General features: G+C 67.9%; 30 protein-coding genes. 6 read left to right on the forward strand and 24 right to left on the reverse strand.

From position 1 onward, the window contains the following. Positions 1-45: 45 nt before the first annotated feature. From C7T96_RS09690 to C7T96_RS09785, 21 genes are all read right to left on the reverse strand, one after another. Positions 46-342 (reverse strand): hypothetical protein, encoded by a 297-nt coding sequence (locus C7T96_RS09690; RefSeq protein ID WP_106571031.1) that lies wholly within the window; start codon positions 340-342, stop codon positions 46-48. Between the two features lie 137 nt (positions 343-479). Continuing rightward, a complete protein-coding gene (locus C7T96_RS09695) occupies positions 480-686 on the reverse strand; it encodes a hypothetical protein (protein WP_106571032.1) in 207 nt (68 codons plus the stop codon). A 45-nt stretch (positions 687-731) separates the two neighbouring features. Beyond that, positions 732-4,637, reverse strand: coding sequence for a glycoside hydrolase TIM-barrel-like domain-containing protein (locus C7T96_RS09700; RefSeq protein ID WP_106571033.1), 3,906 nt, complete (start codon positions 4,635-4,637; stop codon positions 732-734). A gap of 9 nt (positions 4,638-4,646) precedes the next feature. Beyond that, positions 4,647-5,102 (reverse strand): NlpC/P60 family protein, encoded by a 456-nt coding sequence (locus C7T96_RS09705; protein WP_106571034.1) that lies wholly within the window; start codon positions 5,100-5,102, stop codon positions 4,647-4,649. Next, positions 5,099-5,989 (reverse strand): DUF2163 domain-containing protein, encoded by an 891-nt coding sequence (locus tag C7T96_RS09710; RefSeq protein ID WP_106571035.1) that lies wholly within the window; start codon positions 5,987-5,989, stop codon positions 5,099-5,101. The genes C7T96_RS09705 and C7T96_RS09710 overlap by 4 nt, the downstream gene beginning before the upstream one ends. Next, positions 5,986-6,636 carry a DUF2460 domain-containing protein gene (locus tag C7T96_RS09715; protein ID WP_106571036.1) on the reverse strand — a complete coding sequence of 217 codons (651 nt, stop codon included), beginning with the start codon at positions 6,634-6,636 and terminating at the stop codon, positions 5,986-5,988. The genes C7T96_RS09710 and C7T96_RS09715 overlap by 4 nt, the downstream gene beginning before the upstream one ends. Positions 6,637-6,673: 37 nt before the next feature. Next, the gene (locus C7T96_RS09720; protein WP_106571037.1) at positions 6,674-7,249 is read right to left on the reverse strand and encodes a phage tail tape measure protein; all 576 of its coding nucleotides are present in this window, start codon (positions 7,247-7,249) and stop codon (positions 6,674-6,676) included. Further along, complete coding sequence (locus C7T96_RS09725) at positions 7,242-7,442, reverse strand: rcc01693 family protein (RefSeq protein ID WP_106571038.1); 201 nt, start codon at positions 7,440-7,442, stop codon at positions 7,242-7,244. Before C7T96_RS09725 ends, C7T96_RS09720 begins: the two co-directional genes overlap by 8 nt. Positions 7,443-7,485: 43 nt before the next feature. Continuing rightward, positions 7,486-7,830: a gene transfer agent family protein gene (locus tag C7T96_RS09730; RefSeq protein ID WP_199190467.1), complete on the reverse strand. Its 345-nt coding sequence runs from the start codon at positions 7,828-7,830 to the stop codon at positions 7,486-7,488. Further along, positions 7,827-8,240 carry a phage major tail protein, TP901-1 family gene (locus C7T96_RS09735; protein ID WP_106571040.1) on the reverse strand — a complete coding sequence of 138 codons (414 nt, stop codon included), beginning with the start codon at positions 8,238-8,240 and terminating at the stop codon, positions 7,827-7,829. Before C7T96_RS09735 ends, C7T96_RS09730 begins: the two co-directional genes overlap by 4 nt. A 49-nt stretch (positions 8,241-8,289) precedes the next feature. Then, positions 8,290-8,814, reverse strand: coding sequence for a DUF3168 domain-containing protein (locus tag C7T96_RS09740; protein WP_245414111.1), 525 nt, complete (start codon positions 8,812-8,814; stop codon positions 8,290-8,292). Positions 8,815-8,871: 57 nt separating this feature from the next. After that, positions 8,872-9,207, reverse strand: coding sequence for a phage head closure protein (locus C7T96_RS09745; RefSeq protein ID WP_106571041.1), 336 nt, complete (start codon positions 9,205-9,207; stop codon positions 8,872-8,874). Next, positions 9,204-9,776, reverse strand: coding sequence for a head-tail connector protein (locus tag C7T96_RS09750; protein ID WP_106571042.1), 573 nt, complete (start codon positions 9,774-9,776; stop codon positions 9,204-9,206). Before C7T96_RS09750 ends, C7T96_RS09745 begins: the two co-directional genes overlap by 4 nt. Before the next feature lie 104 nt (positions 9,777-9,880). Next, entirely contained in the window at positions 9,881-11,140 is a 1,260-nt protein-coding gene (locus C7T96_RS09755; protein ID WP_106571043.1) for a phage major capsid protein, read from the reverse strand. Further along, complete coding sequence (locus C7T96_RS09760) at positions 11,137-11,703, reverse strand: HK97 family phage prohead protease (RefSeq protein WP_106571044.1); 567 nt, start codon at positions 11,701-11,703, stop codon at positions 11,137-11,139. The genes C7T96_RS09755 and C7T96_RS09760 overlap by 4 nt, the downstream gene beginning before the upstream one ends. Further along, the gene (locus C7T96_RS09765) at positions 11,693-12,043 is read right to left on the reverse strand and encodes a DUF6107 family protein (protein ID WP_106571045.1); all 351 of its coding nucleotides are present in this window, start codon (positions 12,041-12,043) and stop codon (positions 11,693-11,695) included. The genes C7T96_RS09760 and C7T96_RS09765 overlap by 11 nt, the downstream gene beginning before the upstream one ends. A 179-nt stretch (positions 12,044-12,222) precedes the next feature. Beyond that, positions 12,223-12,714: a hypothetical protein gene (locus C7T96_RS09770; protein WP_146149158.1), complete on the reverse strand. Its 492-nt coding sequence runs from the start codon at positions 12,712-12,714 to the stop codon at positions 12,223-12,225. A gap of 35 nt (positions 12,715-12,749) precedes the next feature. Next, positions 12,750-13,925, reverse strand: coding sequence for a phage portal protein (locus tag C7T96_RS09775; protein WP_106571047.1), 1,176 nt, complete (start codon positions 13,923-13,925; stop codon positions 12,750-12,752). Between the two features lie 116 nt (positions 13,926-14,041). Continuing rightward, entirely contained in the window at positions 14,042-15,262 is a 1,221-nt protein-coding gene (locus C7T96_RS09780; RefSeq protein WP_199190443.1) for a terminase family protein, read from the reverse strand. 25 nt (positions 15,263-15,287) lie between these two features. Continuing rightward, entirely contained in the window at positions 15,288-15,779 is a 492-nt protein-coding gene (locus tag C7T96_RS24165; protein ID WP_199190444.1) for a hypothetical protein, read from the reverse strand. Positions 15,780-16,178: 399 nt separating this feature from the next. Beyond that, the gene (locus C7T96_RS09785) at positions 16,179-16,709 is read right to left on the reverse strand and encodes a hypothetical protein (protein WP_106571049.1); all 531 of its coding nucleotides are present in this window, start codon (positions 16,707-16,709) and stop codon (positions 16,179-16,181) included. 14 nt (positions 16,710-16,723) lie between these two features. Between C7T96_RS09785 and C7T96_RS23845 the strand changes: the two genes are divergently transcribed. Next, positions 16,724-16,951, forward strand: coding sequence for a hypothetical protein (locus C7T96_RS23845; RefSeq protein ID WP_146149159.1), 228 nt, complete (start codon positions 16,724-16,726; stop codon positions 16,949-16,951). Here the strand turns inward: C7T96_RS23845 and C7T96_RS09790 are convergent. Then, a complete protein-coding gene (locus tag C7T96_RS09790; protein ID WP_245414131.1) occupies positions 16,948-17,529 on the reverse strand; it encodes an IS1595 family transposase in 582 nt (193 codons plus the stop codon). The two genes, C7T96_RS23845 and C7T96_RS09790, sit on opposite strands and share 4 nt — an antisense overlap. A gap of 193 nt (positions 17,530-17,722) precedes the next feature. On the opposite strand from C7T96_RS09790, the gene C7T96_RS09795 reads away from it, so the two are divergent. From C7T96_RS09795 to C7T96_RS09810, 4 genes are all read left to right on the forward strand, one after another. After that, on the forward strand, positions 17,723-19,873 hold the full coding sequence (locus C7T96_RS09795) for a penicillin-binding protein 1A (RefSeq protein WP_106571050.1): 2,151 nt from the start codon (positions 17,723-17,725) through the stop codon (positions 19,871-19,873). Between the two features lie 82 nt (positions 19,874-19,955). After that, positions 19,956-20,537 (forward strand): DUF1214 domain-containing protein, encoded by a 582-nt coding sequence (locus C7T96_RS09800; RefSeq protein WP_106571051.1) that lies wholly within the window; start codon positions 19,956-19,958, stop codon positions 20,535-20,537. Further along, a complete protein-coding gene (locus C7T96_RS09805) occupies positions 20,530-21,072 on the forward strand; it encodes a DUF1254 domain-containing protein (protein ID WP_106571052.1) in 543 nt (180 codons plus the stop codon). The genes C7T96_RS09800 and C7T96_RS09805 overlap by 8 nt, the downstream gene beginning before the upstream one ends. A gap of 169 nt (positions 21,073-21,241) precedes the next feature. Beyond that, a complete protein-coding gene (locus C7T96_RS09810; RefSeq protein WP_106571053.1) occupies positions 21,242-21,961 on the forward strand; it encodes a DUF1013 domain-containing protein in 720 nt (239 codons plus the stop codon). Between the two features lie 78 nt (positions 21,962-22,039). On the opposite strand, the gene C7T96_RS09815 is transcribed toward C7T96_RS09810, so the two are convergent. Beyond that, positions 22,040-22,231, reverse strand: coding sequence for a hypothetical protein (locus C7T96_RS09815; RefSeq protein ID WP_106571054.1), 192 nt, complete (start codon positions 22,229-22,231; stop codon positions 22,040-22,042). Positions 22,232-22,416: 185 nt separating this feature from the next. On the opposite strand from C7T96_RS09815, the gene C7T96_RS09820 reads away from it, so the two are divergent. After that, positions 22,417-23,367, forward strand: coding sequence for a hypothetical protein (locus C7T96_RS09820; RefSeq protein WP_106571055.1), 951 nt, complete (start codon positions 22,417-22,419; stop codon positions 23,365-23,367). Here the strand turns inward: C7T96_RS09820 and C7T96_RS09825 are convergent. Beyond that, complete coding sequence (locus C7T96_RS09825; RefSeq protein ID WP_106571056.1) at positions 23,357-23,701, reverse strand: DUF1491 family protein; 345 nt, start codon at positions 23,699-23,701, stop codon at positions 23,357-23,359. The genes C7T96_RS09820 and C7T96_RS09825 overlap by 11 nt on opposite strands. Positions 23,702-23,793: the final 92 nt, after the last annotated feature.

Raw genomic sequence — 23,793 nt, forward strand, 5'->3', positions numbered from 1 at the left:
TATCTAACGTGCTTCGGCCAGGGAGGAAAAGCGGTTCGTCGGCCTCTATCCCGCGTTTACGGTGGTCTGCACGCGACGCGGCGGCTTGCCGTCCTTGCTCGGCACCGTATAGGTGATGACGCACACCGTGCGCCCGTCCTGGTCGACGGTCACGGCCTTGCGAAGCTGGCCGCCGGCGCTGGAGGCCACCGACTGGCCGATCGCGTTGCAGTCGGCCGCGATCGTATGAACATAGGCCGGCACGCTCGGCGCCCGCGCGAGCATCGCCGCGTGCGCGGGACCGGCCGTCGCCACGGCAAGCGCCAGGACCGCGTTCCTGATATGGGGACAAATACCGTTCATGGCGCTCTTCTAGCCGGGACCGGCTGAACGCGGAATGAACATACGCGGCTCGAATCGGCCCTGTCGCCTGCTCCGGACACGCTTTCTCCCCCGTTCAGCCGGGATCGGCCTCGTCGTTGCGGATTTCGGCGGCAACCCTAACCGATTTTCGCCGTTGCCGACAATCGGCCGAAAAGGGCGAAAAGTCCCGAAATCGCGGTGACGGTTTCCAGCACGGTCTCCGTCAGCGCGGCGTTGTCGAGCGCGCCGACCGGCACACCGAGCAAACCGGCGGTTCCCGTCAGCACGGTGATCAACGAAGCCCAGACGGTGCGCGACATGTACCAGGGTTTGGTTGCGGTCATGGGGATATCTCCTTTGTGGTGGGGGAAAAGGAAGGCCGGACGCATTCAGCCGATTTCGGTCCGCAGCAGCGCCCGCAGGCCCGGTGCGCCGGCAAGACCCTTTTTCTGCATGACGAGGATATCGACCTCGGCCGGCGTGGTGGCGAAATCGGCGAGGATGTCGGCAGCCGGATAGGTCCAGTGCGGCACGGTCGTTTCGGCGGCGCGCACGACGGCGCCGGCGGGATTGCGGATTTCGACCCGGTAGGCCTCCGCCTCCTCGCCGAGCGGGATTTCGGCGGGCTCCCAGCTGTCGGCGGCGATCCGGCCGCGGCGTATCCAACGTATCGCAACGTCGCCGCTTGGCTGCGGCCTGGCGGCGAGGTGCACCGGCGCCAGCGGTTTGGCCGCGCGCACACCGCCACCGAGATGGGCCGCCGAAAAGGTCGAGCCGCCGAAATCCGCGCCGGCCGGACCGATCAGCCAGTGAAGCGGCAGGCCGACCTCCCGCGCGCGCAAGCCTGCCGGTCTGACGGCTGCGTCCAGCAGCACGAACGGCGCACCGGCTGAGGCACCGGCGGCCGTCGCGTCCTCGGTGCCGAGCTGCCCGCGCAGCAACCCGACCAGTTGCCAGATATTGGGCGCCGTCTCGACGGCCGTCTCGAACTGGACAATCTCCCACGCGCCGTTGTCGGCCCTGATGGCGGCCGCGTTGGCACCGTTCAGCATCTGGAGGGTCGACACGCTGGCGAGCGCGCCGCCGCGCAGCGACACATGCGGCCTGTTTGCCCGGTCGATGCGCCCGACCGGCCCCTGGACCAGATCGGCCGCGAGCGAGCCGGTCACCGCGGGTCGGTCGAGATCGGCGCGCTCGTCGAAACCGGTCTCCTCCGGCGAGGCGAACACGCGCTGCGCGCGCCACGGCCGCGACCAGGCGGCGATCTGAAAGTGCCGGTGGGGCTCGTCCGCGACCGTGGTCAGCGGCAGGTCCAGGAATATGGCGAACGGGGCCGCGAGCGGATCCGGCAGCCGGGCGGGTATCTCGTGCCGTGCGGGAATATCGGGCGTTTTCGGCACGCGTTCGATGCGCCGCGCCTCGACGCGGCGGACCAGCTCCTCCTCGATCCCGGTCACCAGGAAAACGCCGGCGACACCGGCCTGAGCCAGGCTCACCAGCGATCCGGCGGCAAATCCGCGATCGCCCGCCGGCACGGCAAAGGCGACGGTCTCGCGTGCGCGCCACTGCCGGCGCTGCCAGTCGAGTGCGAGTGCCCGGGCCGGGCCCTCTTCCAGATTTCCCGAAAAGGACAAAGTCTCCTGGCGGTTGTTGCCGGCGTCCGGACGCAGATGGCGGACGGTCGCGGCCTGGTAGTCGCGCATCAGATCGCGAAAGGCGAGCACCACTTCGCCGGGCAGATCGTGGCGCGGCGCACGCCTTCGCGTGACCGCTGGTTCGGGCTCGCGCCAGACGAGATCGGCGACCTCCACCGCCGCGCCCGCCACCGTGTCGAGGTCGCGCACGACAAGCGTATCGGCGTCCTCGATCACCGCCAGGCCATAGATATCCGCCAGTTCCTCCAGCGCGGCACGTGCCGTCGCGGGTTGACCGATCACGTAGCCGACCAGCGTGCCGCCGGCATCCGCGGTGTCGGCCGATGGCAGGCCGTGGTCGGCCAGAACCGCGTTGACGAGATCGGCGACCGTCGGATTGGAAAGGCGGCCGTTCAACCAATGGCCGAGCGGCCAGTTGCCGCCGTCGCCCCAAACATGCTTGGCCAGCGGAAAAACGGGAAAGGGCCTGGCGTCCCAAGCCCACAGATAGATCCGGTCCCGGTCGATCATCCGGCCGCCATAGGCGCCCGAGACCGGGTTGTCGGTCTCGACGAAACCGGCGACCGCCTCGTCCCAATGGTCGAGATGGGCGCGCAGGAAACGGTGCTGGGCCAGGTCCGAGCGGCCGCCATTGGAAAAATGCGGCAACGCGCTTTCGGCGGATTTGGGGTCGACGAAGACGTTGGGCTGGTTCGGCCCCTTGTCGCAGGCCGGACAACCGAGTTCGGTAAACCAGATCGGCTTCGAGCGGGGCACGAAGGCCGTCGGCGTCGCCGCCTCCACCCCGCCCGGGCGGTCATGATGCGGGTTCGACCACCACGAGACGATATCCTTGGGACGGTACACCCACGGCTTGCCGTAGGCGCCGTCGGTGATGGCGCTGCGCTCGCGCATCAGGCGCGCCGCCTCGCTTACATAGTGCCAGTCGAACCGTTCGCCGCCGGCGATCGCCGCCCGCAGCGCCTTGGCGTCGTAGGGGCCAGCCGCGCCATCGGGACTGGTTCCGGCATGATCGCCGTCACGCCAGTCGGCCAGCGGCAGGTAATTGTCGATACCGATCGCGTCGATCGCCGGATGGGCCCACAGCGGATCGAGATGGAAATAGACGTCGCCGCTGCCGTCGGCCGGCTGGTGGCCGAAATATTCGCTCCAATCCGCGCCGTAGCTGATCTTGGTCGGCGCGCCGACGACAAGACGCACCTGCGCCGCCAGATCGCACAGCGCCTCGACCACCGGAAAAGCGTCGGTTTCGTCGCGCAGCGTCGTCAGGCCGCGCAGTTCGGAGCCGATCAGAAAGGCGTCGACGCCGCCGGCCGCCTGCGTCAGCATCGCGTAATGCAGCACGAAACGGCGATAGCCCCATTCCTGCGGATCGCCGGCATAGCGGGCCAAGCCGTCTTCGATCGAAAAATCGGCCGCCGTCGCCGCGCCCATGAACAGATCGGCCTGGCCGCGCGCGGCGGCGCTCTTGTCGGCGCTTTGAGGCCGACCCGGCGCCGGATCGCACGTGATGCGGCCACGCCATGGATAACGCGCCTGGGCGGGGCCGCCATAAGGGTCTGGCAGCGTGTTGCCTTCCGGCACGTCCATCATGATGAAGGGGTAGAGCGTGACCTTCAGGCCGCGGGCCTTCAAGGCCCCGATCGCCTGGATGACCGACAGATCGGACGGCGTGCCGCCATAGGCGGCGCGGCCGGCGTCCTGCGAGACGATGTCGGCCTCGGCCGGACCGAGCCCGCCGGCTTCCCAGGGAGCCGACGCGGCGGCGATCGACGGGTCGGTGATGCCGGGCCGGATGCGGCACTCTCCGGCTCTGAGATCGTTGCCGAACCAGGTCGCCACCAGGGCGACATTTGTCAGGTTCGGGCAGGTGGCGACGAGTTCGTCGAGCGAGGCTTCGAAATCGCTGGCGGCGTAGAGCACGTGCCGGTTGACGAGACCGGCCTCGCCGAGCTGAATACTCTGGCTGACCTCGTCCGGCGCATAGCCGAACTGGGTCGAACCCGGAATCAGCGCGACGGCGCGGACCTGGCCGCACAACGGACCGACAGGGCGGATGACTTCGAACTGGAGCTGCGGCAGGCGGTTGCCATACGCCTCGAGCGGCAGGCGTTCGAACACGACATAGGCGGTCCCGCGATAGGCCGGGGCGTTGCCCGCGCCCTGCTTGGCCTCGATCAGCGGATCGGGCGGCTGGTCCTCGCCGCCGCGATAAAGGCGCATGGTGACCGCGGTCAGGTCGAGTTCGCGGCCGTCGGCCCACACCCTGCGGATCGTGGCGATCTCGCCCTCGCACAGGGCGAAGGCCGCGTTGGCGAAATAGGCGTAGGAAGTGACGCGCGGACCGCCCTTGCCGCCCTGGCGCTCGGAGGTGCGGGTTTCTTCGAACCGCGTCGCCCAGATCAGCGTGCCTCCCAACCGCGCGGTGCCGTATAGCCGGGGCACGGGTGTCCCCTCCTCGGCGGAAAAGGGCTGCGCGCCTTTCAGTCGCGGCCCTTCCCGCGTGCGCGTTCCGCCCAGCACATAGCGGTCCAGGGCATAGCCGGCGAGCGCGCCGGCGGCGGTGCCGATGGTGACGCCGGTCGCGCCCAGAAAACCGCCGAGATAGGCGCCGGCGGCCTGGAGCAGGAGTGTGGCCAAGACTTGCCCTCAGTCGGGTTCGGGAAAGGAGAAAACGCCGGCGATGCGGCGGCGCCATTGCGGCACGAGCGCGGAGACCGTGACCGCATGGCCCTGATAGGCGTGCACGAAGCGATCCGGCGCAAGCAGGATGCCGGCATGTTTGGCCGGCAGTCCCGGTTTCCAGCGAAACAGCACCAGATCGCCCGCCGATGCTGCCGCCAGCGGACGCTCGCGACAGTGACGGCGCGCGGCGTCCAGCAGGCGGTCGCGCCCACCCGCTTCCGCCCAGTCGGGCGGGTAGGCTTCGACCGGCTCGGGTTCGCGCCCGTAGAGCGCGCGCCAGACACCGCGCACCAGTCCCAGGCAGTCGCAGCCGACGCCCTTTTTCGAGCCCTGATGGCGGTAGGGGGTCCCCACCCAGCCGAGCGCTTCGGCGACGACCCGCGCGCCAATGGACCCGTTCGATGCCGGCCTTACGCTCATGGCACCAGCGGGCTCCCGTCGAAGCTTTCGTCCGGCGTCGCATAGCCATAGGCGACATCGTTGCCCGGCAGGTGCGGAAAGCCGCGAAAATTCAGATGATTGCCGAATTTCGCCTTGCAGGTGGAAAAATGCTTGTCGCAGCCGGCGCGCAGCGTCACCGCCGTACCGGGAGGCGGCAGGGGCGCGGTGTCGCGCCAGATCACCAGTTCGTCGGCCGCGCTGCCGCGCCGATGCGCGAGGATGCGGTGGCGCGCGCCGGCCAGCGGTCCGTCGAGGCAGATCAGGATGCCGTTGGAAAACCAGCCTGGTTCAAACGCCTCGAGGCCGTCGACCTCCACCATGTCGGCGGTGACGACGGCGCAGACCGTTCCCGCACCGGTAAATGCGGGCTGGTCGAGGGCGACGCCGCAACGCGCGTCGCCCAGCTCCGCGTCGCAGCCGCGCCGGAACCAGCGTCCGCGCGGCTGGTCGAGATGACGCTTTTGGCTTTCCAGTTCGGCGCGAAACCGCCCGTCCTCAACCGTGATCTTGCCGATCACCGCCCTGCGCAGCAGCGCGTGCTGGTCGGGCGCGCGCCAATTGACCAGGAAGGTCTCGACCGTCGCGCCGTCGAAACGCCCGGCCGCGATTTCCTCGGCGTCGAGGTCGGCCGAGGCCAGCGCCCCCTCGATATCGACGGTATCGACCGCCAGGCCGAGGCTTTCGCGCGCTTCGCTGGCCGAGAACCCCGAACCTGGCATACACGACGTTCCGTCGACGACGAGCGCGCGGTCGTGGTCGGTGAAACCCAGAACCGTCGCGTCGCTCCGCACGAGGCGCCAGCACTGGCATACCGTCGTCACCTCGCGTTGCAGATGCGCCAGAAGGCCGGGCGGAAAGGCGCTCACGACAGCACCTCGATCAAGGGAACGGCGGGAATCTGGCCGGCCTTGAAGGCGGCAAGGCTGACCGACAGCGCCTCGCTATCGAAGCGGACGGGAACGTCGAATTCGTAACCGGCCGTGATCTCCAGCCCCACCGGGGGAATCGAGCCGAGCGCGAACGTGACGATACCGGTGGTGACGTCGACGGCGAAATCGGCACCGGCTGCTGCCTCCACACCGTCCACCGCGACGCTGACGGTGCCCTCGACCGGCTTGCGGATCGCACGCGCATAGGCGTCTGGCCCCGAACCGTAACGCTTGACAAGCTGATAGGCGGCGGTGGTGGCGTCGCCGGTTCCGATCGCCTGGTCGAGGGCGGACGGCGTTTGCTCCGGCGCGCAGGATTTGCGGTCGAACGGATCGCGAAAGCGGAAACCGTGCAGCGATCCGCGCCGCGCCTCGAAAAAGGCGAGCACCGCGTAAACGTCTTCCAACGAGCGCAGCCCGGTACCGGCATCGTAGCTGCGTCGGGAATCGGCGAACCTGGCATTGCGCCTTTCCCGCCCCGAAGTCAGCGTCACGATCTCGTTGCGCCGCACCGGCCCGCCGGTCGCCCCGAAAGACACCGCGCTCGGAAACAACACCTCGTGAAACGCGTCAAGTTCGGCCATGCCGCCTCCCCCCGTTTTGCCTGTCGACCCGGTCCGGTCAAAGCGAGCGGGCGCCGCGCGAGGCGGCGCGCGCGATCATGCCGGTGATCTGCGCTTCGGATTTGCGGAACGAGGCGGCGTCCGGCGTCGTCACGTTGAACACGATATTGACCGGCGCGGCCGTCCCGCCTGCGGCCACGCCCAGGCGGCCGTCGGCGCCGCGCGCGAGCGGCAGGATCGCCTCCGCGCCGGCCTCGCCCATCAGGCCGAGCCCGCCCCGCATCGGAAAATAGGTCGGTTGCGACACCACCCCGCCGGACGCGAACCGAGTCGGTTTGCCCGGAACCCCGCCTTTGGCATGCGGAACGGCCTTCAGCAGCATGTCGAACAGGCCGGACATGCCCGCGCCGATCAGGTTCTGCAGCGGCGCCAGCGCCTTGCCGAGCGCCATCTCCGACAGGCTGAGGGCGAGGCGTCGCAACACGTCCTCCAGGGCCCGGCCGCTGAAGGCGGCCCGTTTGAACGCGTTCGTCAGGCGTGCGCCGAAATCGTCCGACAGGCCTTTGAGGTCGTCGAAGACCTTGCGTACGGACTCGGCGTCGAATTCCAGGTCGATCCGCGCTGTATCATTCATCTCGGTCCTTGCCTCCCTGGTCTGGAAACCTGGCCATCAAGGCCTCGAGAACGGCGCGGTCCGGCACGGCGCCGTGGCGATGGCGAGCCAATCCGCTCGCGCAGGCAAACTCCTTCGGCGTCATGGCCCAGAACTGGGCCGGCGAAAGCCGCAACACGCCGAAGCCGATCGCCATTAATCGTGACCAGTCCATCGCCTGCCGCCTGCTTGCTCTTCGCGACACAGGAACCGGCCGCTCAGTCTCGCGGCTCGGGCGCCGTGGCTTCGGCAGACCCGAAAGTGGCGGTGAGAAGCCGCGCCACGATCTCGGCGAAGCCGGCCACGCCGCCGTCGACGGCCATCGCCATCACTTCCTCGTCGCTAAGCGACGCGCCGCCGCCGCGCAGGCCCGCGCCGACGATGCGCGCCAGGTCACGGGCCGAAAGCCGGCCGCTCGCCATACGCTTGACGAGCGCTTGCAGGTCGTCCGCCCCGAAACCGGCTTCCAGTTCGGCCAGCGCGCCCAGCGTCAGGCACAGACGGTAGCGGGTGCCGTCGAGCTCGGCGGCGATCTCGCCGCGCTGCGGATTGATGATCATCAGCTTGCCGAAAAACCGATCGCGCCGGCCGATTCCAGCGCCAGTTCAAAGGTTACTTCGGCATCGTAACTGCCGGCATATTCCAGCGCCGTGATCTGGAAGGGCCCCTCCACCGTGCCGAAATCGGGCACCACGACCTGCCAGGCGTCGGTGGCGCCGGAAAAGAAGCGGGCGCGGATCTCGCCATCAGACTGCGCGTCCTTGAAGATGCCCGATCCGCTCACGGAAGCGCGCTGCACGCCCGAGCCGGCCAGCAATTCGCGCCAGCGGCCGGCCGAGTCCGAATCGGTGATGTCGACCGTCTCGCTGTTGAACGCCAGTCGCCGCGCCCTGAGGCCGGCGACGGTCAGAAATCCGCCCATCCCGTCTATGTCGAGTTTCAGCAACAGGTCCCTGCCCTTCTGCGCACCCATGAACGCGGTCCTTTCGTGTCTGGAAAATTCGCGATGACGCAGCCGGCGCTCAGCCCGCCGCCTCGATCAGCGCGCGAAACCGCAACACCCCCCTGTAGAGGGCGAGGTCGTCATCGTAGCGCACCTCGGCGAAGTCGAGCCGCATCAGCACCAGCCGGCCCTCGGCCAGCGGCACCGGCTGCGCGGCCAGGACCGGCCCGATCAGGTCCATGATCTCCAGGGTTTCGGCCTTGCCGCGCGCCTTCGACCACACGTGCAGGCTGAAAAGCTGCTCGGTGCCGCTCTCGGTGCCCGTGCTCCAGTCGTAAACGCTGGTGCGACCGAAGGTGACGTAGGGAAACGGCACGTTGGCCGGCGCGTGATCGTAGATGCGTGGACCGCCCAGCCGCGTCGTCAGGGCGGCGTCGGCGCTCAGGGCCGCATGAACGGCCGCCTGCAGTTCAATCGCTGCGGCCGCCACGCGCGCCTCCCGCCTGATGCATGTGCGCGCCGGGCGCGCCTGCGCGCCCTTTGCGTCCCTCGGCTCGAAGCCGCCGGGCGTGATCGTGCTGCACACGTTCATCGGCGCGTGCATGCGCCCTGCTCCTGAGGGCGCGCACCAGACCGTCCAGCGTCAGGCGCACGGCAATTTTCATCGCCCCTCCTCCTCGCTCTGGCAGACGAGATAGCGGCCGCTCTCGTCGGGATCGTGCAGATGACGGATCGCAAACAGCCGCGCGCCGGCGCGAAAACGCATGCCGCTCGCCACGTCGTCGCGATGGCGGATGGTGATGCGGTGCGTCACCCGCTCGATGCGCTGGTCGGGACCGAAGCGGCTCGATGCGGTGATCGGTTCCAGGCGGGCAAACACGGTCGCCACCGCATTCCAGTCCTCGACATGGCCGCCGGTCGCGTCGACGACCGTGTCCGCCGCCTCTAGCGTCAGCCGTGCGCGCAGCGCGCCGGGATCGATGCGCGCGCGCCTCACAACAGCGCCTTCGGTCGGTAGCCCGCCATCAGGCGCCGATAGCCGTCGGGCAGCGACACCGGCTGGTCGCGCGCGCCGAACCCGGCGCGAAACTCGTACCAGTGCGACACGAGCAGCGTCATCGCCCGCTTCAGCAGATCGGGCACGTCGACGCCCGAGGCCCCGAAACCGGCGCGGAAATCGATCTCGATCCCGTTCATCGCCAGTCCCGGCCGTGCCGGCTCTCGCATGAAAAGCCGCGCCGGCCGCGACAGCCCGTCGAGCTGATAGTCGGCCGGGTCGGCAAGCGACGCCGCGCCCTCCTCGTCATAGATCGTCACGGAGAGGATCTCGCGCACGGGGTGCCGGCGCAGATGCGCCACCCCGCCGCGCGGCCAGCCGTCGAGCACCAGCCGCCAGTCCTGGTCGATCAGCGCAAGGCCGGCATGTCGCTCCACCTCCTCGCGCGCCGCCCGGATCAGGCCGGTGATCAGATCGTCCTCGGCCGTGTGGTCGAGGCGCAGAAACGCCCGGCATTCGGCCACGGTCAGCGGCTCGACCGGCGGCGCGACGGTGCGAAACAGCGCCATCGAAAATCCTTCGTCGTTGGAATTTTTTTGACACGAGGCGGCCCCGGCGCTGGCCGGAGCCGTAAGCCATGGCGCCAGGACGCCATGGCGAAGCGGATCGCGGATCAGGACACGCCGAATTTCAACAGTTTGATGGCGTCGAAATCCTGCACGCCGCCGCCGACCCGCTTTGTGGTGTAAAACAGCACGTAGGGTTTGGCCGAGTAGGGATCGCGCAACACACGCACGCCGGTACGGTCGACCACCAGATAGCCGCGGCCGAAATCGCCGAAGGCGATCGCGGTGGCGTTGCTGGCGATGTCGGGCATGTCCTCGGCCTCGACCAGCGGGAACCCCATCAGCATGGCCCGGCTGCCGGGGGTCGCCGGGGGCTGCCACAGATAATTGCCGTCGCCATCCTTGAGCTTGCGGATCGCGGCCTGCGTCTTGCGGTTCATCACCCAGCCGGCATTCTGCCGGTAGCCGGCCTTCAGCGCATAGATCGTGTCAATCAGCACGTCGGAGGCGTCGCTCGCCGGCAGCGCGCCGTCGACCCCGGTCGCCACGTAACCGAGCTTGCCCCACACCCAGGCGCTTTCGCCGACCTGATCGTAGTCGAGAAAGCCGCGCGGCTTGTTGACGCCGTCGCCGACCACGAAGGCCACGCCTTCCTGCTCGGCAAAGGCGGTTTCGATCTCGCCGGTGATCCAGTCGTCGAGGTCGACCGCGCTGTCGTCGAGCAGCGAGGCGGTCGCCGCCGGCATGGCGTAGATCTCCATGGTCGGAAACTGCAGCTCGGCCAGGGTCGTGCTGGTCGTCTCGGGCCGTGCCGCCGTCTCGCCGACCCAGCCGACCGCCGGCCCGCTCAGCGCGAAGGGCTTTTTCAGCACCGCGCCCGATACCTGCCGCACCGACGCGATACCGCGGATCGGCGACAGCGCGGCCAGCCGCTTGCCGATCGCCGCCTCCGTCTCGTCGGGCACCAGATAGCCGCCGTCCTGGCCCGAGCCGTAGGACATCGCCTTGGTGTCCAGCGCCCGCAGGGCGCGGTCGTCGCCGGAGCGCATATAGGCATGGAAGGCGTCCTTGTGCTCGCCGGACGCGCCGGCCGCGAAGCCGGCCCCGCCCAGCGGCGGGCGCGCCTTGCCGATCAGCAGCCCGTCGAGCGCCCGGCGCTGCTCGTCCAGCGCCTGGGAAATGCGGTCTAGCCGTTCCTCCACCAGCACGTCGCCGGCCGCCTTGCCCTCGACGGCGGCCAGACGCTCGTCATTGGTCTGCTTGAACGCCTCGAAGGCGTGCATGAATTCGGCGAAGGCCGGCGCGATCTCCGGCGATGCGCCGGTTTCGGCCTTGTGTTCGGGAGCGGCGATGCCCTTTTGCGTCATTGCGGTTCCTTTCCTTCGATCAAGAATGTTGCGGCGCGGATGATGCCGGCGAGATCGCCCGGCGGCGAAATCGCCTCGCTATCGGGGCCGATCGCCTCGACGCGGGCGCCGGTCAGCATCGGGAAGGTCACGACCGAGATTTCCCACAGATCGGCCTCCAGGATGCGGCGCACGCGCCGGCGCGGGTCGCGCGCCGCGCGCACGGTGCGAAAGCCGATCGACAGTCCGTCGATGGCACCTTCGGCAATCAGCGCACGGACTTCGCGCGCCCGCCCGACACCCGGCGACAGCACGCCTTCGACAAACAGGCCGCGCGCGTCCTCGCACAGGGCGAGCCAGCGCCCGATCGGCTGGGCAGGATCGTGCTGGAACAGCATGCGGATGCCGCTCGGCCCCTTTTCGGCCAGCGCGCGCGCAAACGCGCCCGGCTCGATCAGATCGCGGCCCTGGTCGAGCCGGCCGAACAGGCTGGCGTAGCCGCGAAAACGGCCGCCTTTGCCGGCGCCCGCGCCGGGGCGCGCCCAGCCGGCCGCGTCCCTTGTCCGCGCCGTGTCAACGTTCATCGCGGTTCCCTCCCACGTCCGGCACACGCCCGCCCGCTGGCCAGCGCTGCAGGAGACGCATGACCAGCCCCAGCGCCCACCAGGCGCACAGGCTCGCCGCGGCCGCGCCCATCAGCATGGTCTCGGCGGTGCCGATCGCGTCGGCGATGCCGAGTTCGGCGGCGATCTTGAGCCCGGCGACCGTGCCGAACACCAGGCCGCAGACCACCCCGACGGCGAAGCGGATCGCCGCCTCGCGCCGGGTTCGCGGCAACATGTAGGCGAGCGAGACGGCAGACCCCGCTATCGCGCCCGCGCCCTTGGCCGCCCATTGCCAGGCGGCATCCGGTACGTCGGTCAAGTCCTTCTCCGATTTTACTGAAACGCGGCGGTCCGATGCCGGGCCTGGCAGCACTCGATCGTCCCCCCGGTCGAGGTTCGCCGGGTGCTCGTGTGCTGTTGTAAGAGGTCCTGGCTCAGCCCCAACCGACAATAAGCTTGTCGGCCGGCTCGGGATGGTTGAGCCAGATTCGGACCCGGCTATTCAATCCTCAACCAGACCACCGGTGTCCCCGGATCCTTCGTCCCGCACGTGTGGCAGCCATAATTGCGTCCGATGCGATTGATCTCGCGAATTTCCTCCGCTGTCCGGTTTCGTCCGGAACTGCGCGCCGGCAGCGATTCCTTGGCGTATGGACCCGGTCCGATCCCCATGCGCTGCAGTTCCAGCAGCCCGGCCTCGGCCTCGCGCATCGCTGCCCGGTTGGCGGCAATCTCACCCTCCACCGTCTCGTACGCGCTCGGACGCGGTTTCCATCTCGGATCGAGTTCCCGTACACGCTGCACGGCCGCACGCATGTAGCTGTTGCTGATTGCCAGCTGCGTCGCCTGCGCCGGCGGCACGTTTCGCCAGCGTCCCCCGACACGGCGCGGGCCGCCGCGACCGCCAGGCGGCCTGGCCTGAACCGGTATCACCCGCGCACAGCACCCCTCGTCGGTCCACTGGCCGCCATCGGGATTGCCCTTCGGCACGCGCGGCTGGTCGGGGCGAAACCCGGTCCCGGTCGCTACCTCCCCCTCGGCGGATAGCCGACCGCCTCGCGCTTTTCGTCGTCGCCGAGGAAGCTTGCCGCGTCGACCCGCGCCCACAGCGCATCGCGCTCGCCTGAAAGGCCCTCGATGCGGTCGGCGTCGTACCAGAACCGCAGGCCACGCCCGAAGGCCGGCCCCAGGAAGGCGGAAAGGTCCTTGGCGATGCGGCCGACCAGCGGCAGCACCGTCAGGCGGTAGAACGCCCGGTTGGCCTCGGCGTAATTGGCATAAGTGTTGTCGCCGGGAATGCCCAGCAGCATCGGCGGCACGCCGAAGGCGAGCGCCACGTCGCGCGCCGCGCCGTTCTTGGCCTGCATGAAATCCATGTCCTTTGGCGACAGGCCCATCGCCTTCCAGTCGAGCCCGCCTTCCAGAAGCAGCGGCCGCCCGGCGCGCGTCGGCCCGCCATAGCCCTGCTCCAGTTCCGCCTTCAGGCGCTCGAACTGCTCCTCGGTCAGATTGGCGCCGTCCTTCGGCGCATAGACCAACGCTCCCGACGGCCGGGCCGAATTGTCGAGCAGCGCCTTGTTCCAGCGCCCGGCGGCGTTGTGGGTGTCGAGCGCCATCAGCGCGGCCTGCAACGGCGGAAAGCCGTAATGGTCGTCGAGCGGGTGAAAGAGCGAAAACTGCGCCGCGCCCGCGCCCGGCCGCCCCAGCGGCACGCGCCTCTTCGAGCCGTCATGCCGGTGGTCGAGCGCCACCGGCCAACCGGCCTCGTCGCTGACCACCGCCACCCGGTCGGGCCGCAGCAAATGCAGTTCGCGCCCATCGGTGCCGGCCTCGACCAGTTCCGCATAGGCGTTGCCCGAAAGCAGAAGATGGCCGTAGAGCGCCTCGAAGAAGGCACCGCCGGCCTGGCGCGGGTTCGGCCGGTCGATCAGTTCCATCAGCGGGTGCTCGCCGTGTTCGGCCGCGCCCTCGTAGAGCAGCCACGGCACCGCGGCGGCCGTCTCGGCGATCAGCCGCACGCAGCGGTGCACGACCGGGTTGCGCATGAAGCCCTCGCGGGCAAGCGCGCCATAGTCGCGCCGGGTCCAGTTCGCCTCGTTTTGCATATGCAGCGCGACGAAACCGATCGGCCCGGCCTGCTTTGTCTCGGCAGCCGTCGTCGCACCGTTGGGGCGCGGCGCCCACGGCCAGTTCCAGGTCATCGAAAATTCCTGCGCTATGGCGTTTCCAGGCGAAGTGGAAGCCGGCTCGCCGTTCGGAAACGCGTTAAAACAATAGGTTGGAGCCGGTCTGCCAATCCGGGAAAAGCAGAACGGCTCTAGTGGATTTCGCGGATGCGCGGCGTTGCGTGCGGTCCCAGAAGCAGTTCGGTCAGCGCCCACACCAACGCGTCGAGCCGGTCGGGAGAGCGGCCGTCGGAAAGCCCGCCGGGGCCGAAATCGCACATCTCGTCCTCGAGCTCGGGAAACCGCCTGGCATGCGCCACGCGCCCCTGCTCGTAGAGGGCGGCCACCGGCTCGGCGCGCAGCCACTTGCCGCGCGTCGCCCGTACCGGCTTGACCGCCACGCTCGCATCGACGCCGTGGATGACGGTCGACACCATGTCGCCGCCCTGGTTGACCTCGACCACGATACTGTCGGCCGCATAGCGGTGGTAAAGGGCCACCGCCTTTTGCGCCCACGCCGTCGGCCGCGCCCGGCGCATCGTCGCGTCGGCCATCACCAGCGCCCGACCGTCACCGACCGCGCCCGCCACAACGATGCCGCAGGCGTCCGAGGTGCGGCGCGCGCTCGCCGGCGGGTCGACCGCCACCACGATGCGGCCGGGCGTCTCGTCCGCCCGTCCCCCGGCGGTGCGTTCCACCATCTGGCGCGACCACAACGCGTCCTCGCGGTCGGCGATCATCTCGCCGTCCATTTCCTGGCGGCCGAGCCGCGTGCCGCCGTAGCGGGTCCGCAGCCAGTCGATGAAACCGGCCGCCAGATGGGCCTGGTTGTCGACCGTTTTCATGCGCGTCACCGTCACCGCCGGGTCGGCCAGCAGCCGGCGCAGAAGCGGGGTCGGTCGCGGCGTGGTGGTGATCAGCTGTTTCGGCGCCGGCCCGACCCGCAGGCCGAACTGCAGCATGTCGAAACAGGCCTCGGCATGGCGCCATTTGCCGGCCTCGTCGCACCAGGCGGCGTCGAATTGCGGCCCGCGCAGGCTCTCGGGATCCTCCGAGGAAAAGATCTGCGCCGTCGCCCCGCCCGGCCACACCAGCCGCCGCCGCGAGGGCTCGTAGCGCGGCCGCGCCTGCCGGGCGCGCGCGGCGATCCCCGACAGCCCGTCGATCATCACCTCGCGCACGTCGGCCAGCGTCTCGCCGATCAGCGCCAGCCGGCCGTATTTGCGGTGGGCGAAGGGCGGCAGGCCGCGCACCAGCATGTCGATCCATTCCGCCCCCAGCCGCGTCTTGCCCGCCCCGCGCCCGCCCAGCACCAGCCAGGAGCGTCCGGGCGGCCACAGCAGCGGATATTGCCGCGCGCGGGCAAAGACCATCCATTCGTGGCGGATCGTCCAGGCCTCATCCTGGCTCGGCGTCCATCCCGCCTCCCGCGCCGCCGCCGCCTCCGTCGACGATCTCGGCGGCGAATTCGTGGGCGAGCGCGACGATGCGCTGATTGATCTTCTCCAGGACGGCGGCCTTTTCGGCGTCATTATTTATGGTGTCTTCCGTCATCTGGGCGCGGGCCATGTCCTCGGCCTTCTCCAGGGCGCGAAACGCAGCCAGCGCGGCGTCGAGATCGGCCTTGTCGACCCCGCCCTCCCCGGCCTCGAGCGCGGCGCCGAGTGTCTCGATACGGCCGATCCAGCGCGCCAGCTCGCGCCGCAGCCGCGCCAGATGGTCCGGCGTGATCTCGGTCTGCTGCGGCGCCCGCCAGCCCTCGCGCCGGACCCGGCGGACCAGGCTGGCCTCGCCGCAGCCGGTCAGCTGCGCGATCGTGGCAAACCCCGCTTTCCCGTCCTCGAACACGCGCCGCGCCGCCGCCCAGCGCGCCGCCGCAGCCAGCACCATCAACCGATCCCGATCGTTTTCTTGTGTTTGGGTTTTTCGTCGTCTGGAACGTCGTCGTCCAGGATTTCGCCTGTCGCGGACATTGGCGATGTCTCGCAACACCCCCGCGCCTCCGGCCCGACCGGCCAATCTGGCGCAACTGTCCGACGATAGCCGAACCCTACCAAAGCCCCGTCACGGTGTCAAGGATTTTTTTCCTAATTATCCCTTTCGCACCACAACCACTAGTGCTGGTATGCGCCTGACAATGGAGGCTCCCCATGCCTGGCGCACCCGACAACGACAAAGATTGCAGAGAGATCGAGATTACGCCCGAGATGATCGAGGCGGGGCTACGCCACCTTTATTGGTATCATCCGGATCGCGGAGTGGACGAAGAAGAAACCCTTGTTAGGATTTTCAGTTCGATGAAGGCGGCGCGGACGCACCTTTACGGTGAATGCCTTGCATCAGATAGGCGGCATTGATTGCAGGCTGTAGCCGTTTCAGCATGTCCTTGAACTTCACCGTAAGGAACATGCTCTTGTCCACGTTGTGGTCGGTATAATCTGCGAACTTCTCAAAAATTGTCTTGAGCGCGGGATGTTGGAACGTGACCGGCCTGAAGTCTTTGGGATGGGAAAACTCATTCCGAATTCTACGGACTATGTGCATCTCAGTGTGCATCGTCTTGTCGATGAGACCCATGGCATATGCGCTATCGATTTTGGCCGAAAACGATGAAAAGGGCCCATATCCAGAGAACATCTTGTCTCTCAGATCGGCATTGAGTTTCGGCATTTTGGATGTGATGATCGTCTGCAGAAACGAATCTAGGGATGCGGCCGTCAGAATCGCGGTGGTACTCTGTGCATTTTCGTTTAACCGGGTGATTTCCTGCCAAAAGATATTCTGGGCTTCTTCAGGGGATCTGGGAACGTCGGCTGCCATGATAGAGTCCTCCCATGGATAACAATTGCACAGAAGAACGCTACGGCGACAATGAAGCCGAGGATCGCTTTCGCAGGCTGCTCAAATCGGCCGTGAACACCCCTCCCGCGCCGCTTAAGAGCATGACTCCCATTGGGGTTCCGGCGCAACAAAAGAAGCGCGGCAAGAAGGCCGCTACTTCTTCCGATGCTTCTTCCGCCAGCGCAAAAAGCGGGCGGCGCGATGCCGGAAAACAGGCTTAGTGAGGTTGGTGATAGGTGAGACGCTTGCCTTCCGCACCTTTGATCGCAGCAATAGTCCGCGCCTGATCTTCGACGCCTAGAGCAGCGCGGCGGTTATAGCGGAAGTCAAATTCAGCAAGGTAGCGGTGCAGATACGCTTCGCCGCAATGCTGATCGACACCGGTCATGCCGCGTTTGAAGATGGAGAACACGTTTTCGATCGTGTTGGTGTGCACGACAACAGCGCCTTCGCGGCGGGCGTATTCCTTCGCGGTGTGCTTCACCGTGCGGTGGCCGGCATATTCCTTGCCGGTATCGGTGTAGAGGCGGGATTCGTCGGTGTAGAGCGTGGTGTCGCGGGGCACGTTGCGCACCAGCGCTTCGCGAGCGGATGCCGTGGTGGCGGTGTTGACGTGGAAGGTAGGACAGGATCGCCGGGCTCGACCAGCGCGGCGACGCTCCCGGAAGTCAAACACCGCCAGCCGGCACCGCAGATGCGCGTCGCCGCCGTGCCCGGTCGGCGCGGAGCCATACCGCGCGTGCCGACGCCTCTCCCGCCGCCCCGCCCGCAAACGGACGTCCGTTCCCCGCCGGGCCATCGCCCCGGCGTTCTGGAATATTTTCCTACCCTCTTTACGATGACGCGAAGTTGCAAAGGTCTGCGGCCGGTTTTTCCTTGTATGCGCCGGCCGCTTTGGTGCAATGATGCCGCAGCGGAAGTGGTGGGCCGCCTGAAATTCGCCCGTATGGGAACGCAGCTTGCCTGCCCGATGGCTTACGGACAAGCGGTTGATGGACAACCCATTCGAACAAAAAAAGACACGCGCCCCGCGAACCTCGAAACTGCTCGAGATCGACGCCTGGATCGATTCCAGCCTCTATGAGGCCGGGTTCAAGGCCGGCGAGATCTGGGAAACGATCACCATCTTCTTCCGCCGGTTCCGCGTCTATGGCTGGCGCCGCGGCGTGGTGGAGGCGCTGAGCGAGAGCGTCACGCTCGGCGCGGCCGGCTCGGTCGTACTCCTGGCGCTGGCCATGCCCGCCTTCGAGGAAACCGCCGGCAACTGGCGCGCCCAGGCCGACTATGCCGTCACCGTGCTCGACCGCTACGGCAACGAGATCGGCCAGCGCGGCATCATCCAGCGCGATTCCGTGCCGGTCGACGAGATCCCCGACCACGTCATCAAGGCGGTGCTGGCGACCGAGGACCGGCGCTTCTTCGACCATTACGGCATCGACGTCATCGGCCTCGCCAGGGCGATGACGGAAAACATGCGCGCCAATTCCGTCGTCCAGGGCGGCTCCACCATCTCGCAGCAGCTGGCCAAGAACCTTTTCCTGTCCAACGAGCGCACCATCGAGCGCAAGGTCAAGGAAGCCTTCCTGTCGGTGTGGCTGGAGGTGAACCTGACCAAGAAGGAGATCCTGCAGCTCTATCTCGACCGCGCCTATATGGGCGGCGGCACGTTCGGCATCACGGCGGCGGCCGACTTCTATTTCGACAAGGGCATCAAGGACGTCGACCTCGCCGAGGCGGCGATGCTGGCCGGCCTGTTCAAGGCGCCGGCGCGCTACGCGCCGCACATCAACCTGCCGGCCGCGCGCGCCCGCGCCAACGAGGTGCTGACCAACATCGTCCAGGCCGGCTTCATGACCGAGGGCCAGGTTATCGCGGCCCGGCGCGAGCCGGCCAATGTCGTCGACCGCGACAACCAGCAGCATCCCGACTATTTCCTCGACTGGGTGTTCGAGGAGGTCAAGGAACTGGCGGCGCGGCTGCCAACCCATTCGCTGGTCGCGCGCACCACGCTCGACATGAACATCCAGTCGGCGGCCGAGGAGGCGCTGGAATACCATCTGCGCCAGTACGGCAAGGATTACGGCGTCAAGCAGGGCGCGATCGTCGTCATCGACGACGGCGGCGCGGTGCGCGCCATCGTCGGCGGGCGCGACTACGGCACCAGCCAGTTCAACCGCGCCACCCGCGCGCTGCGCCAGGTCGGCTCCTCCTTCAAGCCCTATGTCTATGCGACCGCGATGGAAAACGGCTTCACGCCCGACACCATCGTGCGCGACGCGCCGATCACCTGGGGGCGCTGGTCGCCGAAAAACTATTCGCGCGGCTATCGCGGCAGCATCCCGCTCTCCACCGCGCTGATCAAGTCGATCAACACCGTGCCGGTGCGCCTGGCCAAGGAGCATCTGGGCATCAAGCCGATCAAGGAACTGGCCGAGGCGATGGGCATCGAATCGCCGGTGTTTTCCGACAAGACCATGGTTCTGGGCACGTCGGGGCTGACCGTGCTCGACCAGGCGACCGGCTTTCACGTCTTCGCCAATGGCGGCCTCGCCGGCCGGCGGCACGGCATCACCCAGCTTCGCACCCATTCCGGCGAGGTCGTTTACGACTGGCGCCGCGACGCGCCGGAGCCGCAGCGGGTTTTGAGCGAGCAGTCGGTCGGCTACATGAACTCCATCATGGTCCAGGTGCCGGAGATCGGCACGGCGCGGCGCTCCGCGCTCGACGGCATCCGCAGCGCCGGCAAGACCGGCACCACCCAGGCCTACAAGGACGCCTGGTATGTCGGCTTCACCGGCAACTACACCGCCGCGGTCTGGTTCGGCAACGACGAGTCGACCCCCACGCGCAACATGACGGGCGGCTCGCTGCCGGCGATGACTTGGAAGCGGCTGATGACCTACGCCCACAACAATATCGAGTTGAAGCCGATCCCCGGCATCGACAAGCCGTTCCTGGAGGGCAAGGACGCGCCCAAGGTCGCCGATGCCGGCGCCGACGGCGACGGTGACGGCGAGGCCGCCGGCCGGCCGCCGGTAATGTCGGCGGCAACCACCCGGCTGTTGCGTCAGATGACGCGGCTTTTCCGCGAAGCCGCGCCGATCCGGGTCGCCAGCGAACGCGACACCTCGTCGGCGCTTTGAGTATCCGCGCCGTGCCGTCCGCGCCTTGTCCGCCCCGTCTGCGCGCGCGCCTTGGCCGGGCCTTGCCGGCGAGGCCCGGCTAATGCGCGTTCCGCTCTACATCGCCCTGGTGGTCGCGATCGCTGTCGGCGGCGGCGGCGCCTCGGTCTGGTTCGCGCTCAACGCCATTGACGGGCTCGACACGCTCAGGGTCGGGGCCTGGACCGCCTATCCCGCTTCCGGCACGCCGCAGGTCGACCCCTACGGCCGGGCGCGCATCGCGCGCGACGGCGAACTGCCGCTGGGGCGCGCCGAAGGGCTTTATTTCCTGGCCGAGCGCGATTCCTCCGGACAGGGCCTGCGCCGGCAATGCCGCTACCGCCTCGAGGGCGGCGTGCCGGTCGCGCGCTTCTGGACCCTTTATGCTACCGACAGGACCGGTCACGCCGCGCCGCAGCCGCAGCGGCCCGCCGACGGGCTGCATTCGCGCCAGATCCTGCGCCGGGCCGACAACAGCTTCGACATCGCCATCGGCCGCGCCCCCGCCCCCGGCAATTGGCTTGCCGTGACGGGAACCGGCGAAATGACGCTGGTGCTCACGCTCTACGACACGCCGGTGGCCAACGGCGCCGACGCCCGCGACATCGCGCTGCCCGCCATCTACAGGACCGGCTGCGATGCTTAGGCTGGCTTACGTCCTCCTGTCCGGCCTGATCGGCGCCGCGATCGTGCACATCGCGATCCTGCTTCTGCTGCCGGCCTATGCCGAGCGCGATGCCTGGTCGCGCCTGGAGCAGGCCGGCGCGCCCAACAGCTTCGTCCGGCTGCCGGAAACCGCCTCGGCCACGCGCGGCGCGCGCGCGCCCGACCCCTTCATGGCCGCCGGCGCCTGCCGCTTCGACCTTTCCGAAAGCGGGGTGCGGGTGCAGGCGACGGAGAAACCGCTGTTCTGGTCGGTCTCGCTCTACAATCGCTGGGGGCACAATATCTACAGCCTGAACGACCGCACCGCCTCCGACGGGCTTTTGGATCTGGTCGTGGTCTCGCCCGACCAGATGATCGACCTGCGCAAGGATCTGCCCGAAGACCTGGCCGGCTCGGTCATCATCGAGGTCGAGGAGGATATCGGCATCGTCGTGGTGCGGATTTTCCGGCCGGACGCAACCTTCGCCCCCTTGGTCGACAGCTTCTTCGACGCTGCGCGTTGCCAGTCGCTCTAGCATCGCCCCCCCTGCCCGCCGGCAAATGTGATCGGCGGGCGGGCGCTATCGACACACAGGCACGTTGCGCACCGTTGCAAGACGCGATATAGCCTGCTCGATTTCCCATTCTGGTGGCTTCAACCACCGCCCGCGTGAGGGACGCGGGCGAAGAAAGGACGATTGTATCATGGCCAATCAGCTTCTCATGCCCAAAGCGACCGCGGTCTGGCTGGTGGACAACACGGCGATGTCGTTCGACCAGATCGCCTTTTTCTGTCACCTGCATCCGCTCGAGGTGAAGGCGATCGCCGACGGCGAATCGGCGCAGGGCATCAAGGGCATGGACCCCATCACCACCGGGCAGTTGACGCGCGACGAAATCGCCCGGGCCGAGAACGATCCGAACTACCGGCCCAAACTGTCCGAGCCCAAGGTGCGCATTCCCGAAAAGAAGCGGCGCGGCCCGCGCTACACGCCGCTTTCGAAGCGGCAGGACCGTCCCAACGCGATTTTGTGGCTGGTGCGCAACCATCCCGAATTGAAGGACGCCCAGATTTCACGCCTCGTCGGCACCACCAAATCGACCATCGAGCAGATCCGCAACCGCACGCACTGGAATTCGGCCAATCTGCAGCCGATGGATCCGGTCACGCTCGGCCTGTGTTCGCAGATTGACCTCGACCTGGAGGTTCAGCGCGCCTCACGCGGCGCGCCGCAACAGCAGAGCCCCGACGAGACGCTATTGCCGGCCTCGGCGACCGAAAGCCTGCCGGTCGGCAAGGATGGCGCGCCCGCCGGAGAGGAAAGCGAGGGCGAGAAGGAACTCGACGCCGACGCCGTCTTCGCCAAGCTGTCGTCGCTCAAATCCGCCGATCCGGACGAGGACGGCGACGACAAGGACCGGTAGGGCCGGCTTCCGCTGGACAGGAACCGGGCACGGCGGCAAAACCGGGCAAGCGTCTTGGCGCCGGTTTGCTCCGCTCGGTCAGGAGCGACCGGAAACCGGCGGACGGCGCGACGGTTTTGGCGTGTCCGCCGGGCCTTGTTTGCGCAACGCCTCGCCCTGGCGTTCGTAACGAATACCGGGAAAGACGATGATCGCGGCGCTGCCGGACCTGCGATGACAGGCCGGTTTGCGCCGGGCGCTATGGGCGTGGAACTGGATAATGTTCGTCATGGCTGTGCGTTCCGGTGCATGGGACACGATGGGCACGCTTACGACGCTGTCGTTCCAACTGTGCCCACCATAGGGTTAACAGCTTGCTAACACATTGATTGTAGCGTGCTGGCATATGCGCACGGGCAGATCAGGCAGCCCGGCGGGGTCAGCGTAACCGGTCATCGAGGCGTAGAGCGTAACCAGTGAGTACAGCGGACTTCAGGCGAATTGCGGACCGCGACCAGGCCGGCAAGGCCGAGCGGCTGTTGCGCGCGGCGGTTTCGGCCTTCGCGTCGCTGACGCGGCCCAGCCGGCGCGAAATCCGCCAGCTCGACCAGCTCGCCGCCCCCTTATTCGACAAGGTCCCGGCCGAGACGCTGCGTTACGTGGCCGCCGTGCTGTCGGAATCGCCGCATACTCCACCGGGCCTGTTGGCGCGGCTGTGCGAGCAGAGTGCCGACATCGCCGCGCCCCTGCTCATCCGCTCGCCGCTGCTCGGCGACGCTGCGTTGCTCGGCCTGATCGCCCGGCACGGTCTCACCCATGCGCGCGTCATCAAGAGACGGCCGCGCGTCCACCCCACCATCATCCAGGTCGCCAAGCTGCTCGAGGCGACGGCCGCACGGCCGCCCGAACAGGCCGCGCCGACGCCGACCCCGGCCAGCCGCGGTCTGGCCGAACTCGCCCGCCGCCGTCTGCTTCAGACCATGTCGGACAATGAAAACGCCGCTTGCGAGGGCTTGTCGGCCAAGGCTGCGGACGACGCGACGCACGATGGCGACCATTTCCGCAAGCTGAGGGCGGCCGCCCTGGCCGAAAACCGCGAGCCGTTCTTCCGCGCACTCGCCGAGACCGTCTGCTTGCCTTACGACACGGCACGGATGATTGCGCGCGCGCGCACCTATGACGACCTGCTCGTCGCCCTGCGCTCGCTCGACCTCACCGAGGAGCAGGCATTCCTGCTTGCCTGCGCGGCCTCGCCGTGGCGCTTTCCGCAGCGCAGGAATATCCGCCTGTTCCTGGAAAAATTCCGATCGATCAGCCGCGACGCGGCACGCGCCCAGGTTGAAACCAGTTGGCGCGAAAGCGCGGACCGGTCCGAAAAATCTACCTTTGCGTCAGGGCGCGACGAGGCCACCGCGCTCAGGGCGTAGCAAGGTCGATCATGTCGCTCACCGGCGTGGAAAGTTCGAGCTCCACCACCCAGGCGTCCGGATCGAACTTCAATTCGCGCTCCAGTTTCCTGCTCAGCGTGTCCTCGTCGACGATCTCCGGCAGTAAGACGAACAGCCGTCCGCCCGGCCTCCCCTCGCCATAACCGGTTTGCGGCGCGGGGGCGAACAGGCTCACCGCGCCGTTGCGGCCGCGCTCGACCACGAAGATCGCGCCTGCCTCCGTCGCCCCGCGATGCACGATGGCGGCGAACCCGCCGGCCGCGAAAGCCCGCCGGATCAAGGACGATACGAAGAGATCGGATGTGACGCGCACTTGCGAACCTCGCCTGCTGCCGGACCGCGTCTGGCCCTGGCGCGCGGACGGTCGGCCTAGAGCGTTTCCAGGCGAGATAGAAACCGGTTCGC

This window comes from Nitratireductor sp. StC3 (assembly GCF_003015025.1).
Classification (GTDB): Bacteria; Pseudomonadota; Alphaproteobacteria; order Rhizobiales; family Rhizobiaceae; genus Mangrovimarina; species Mangrovimarina alexandrii.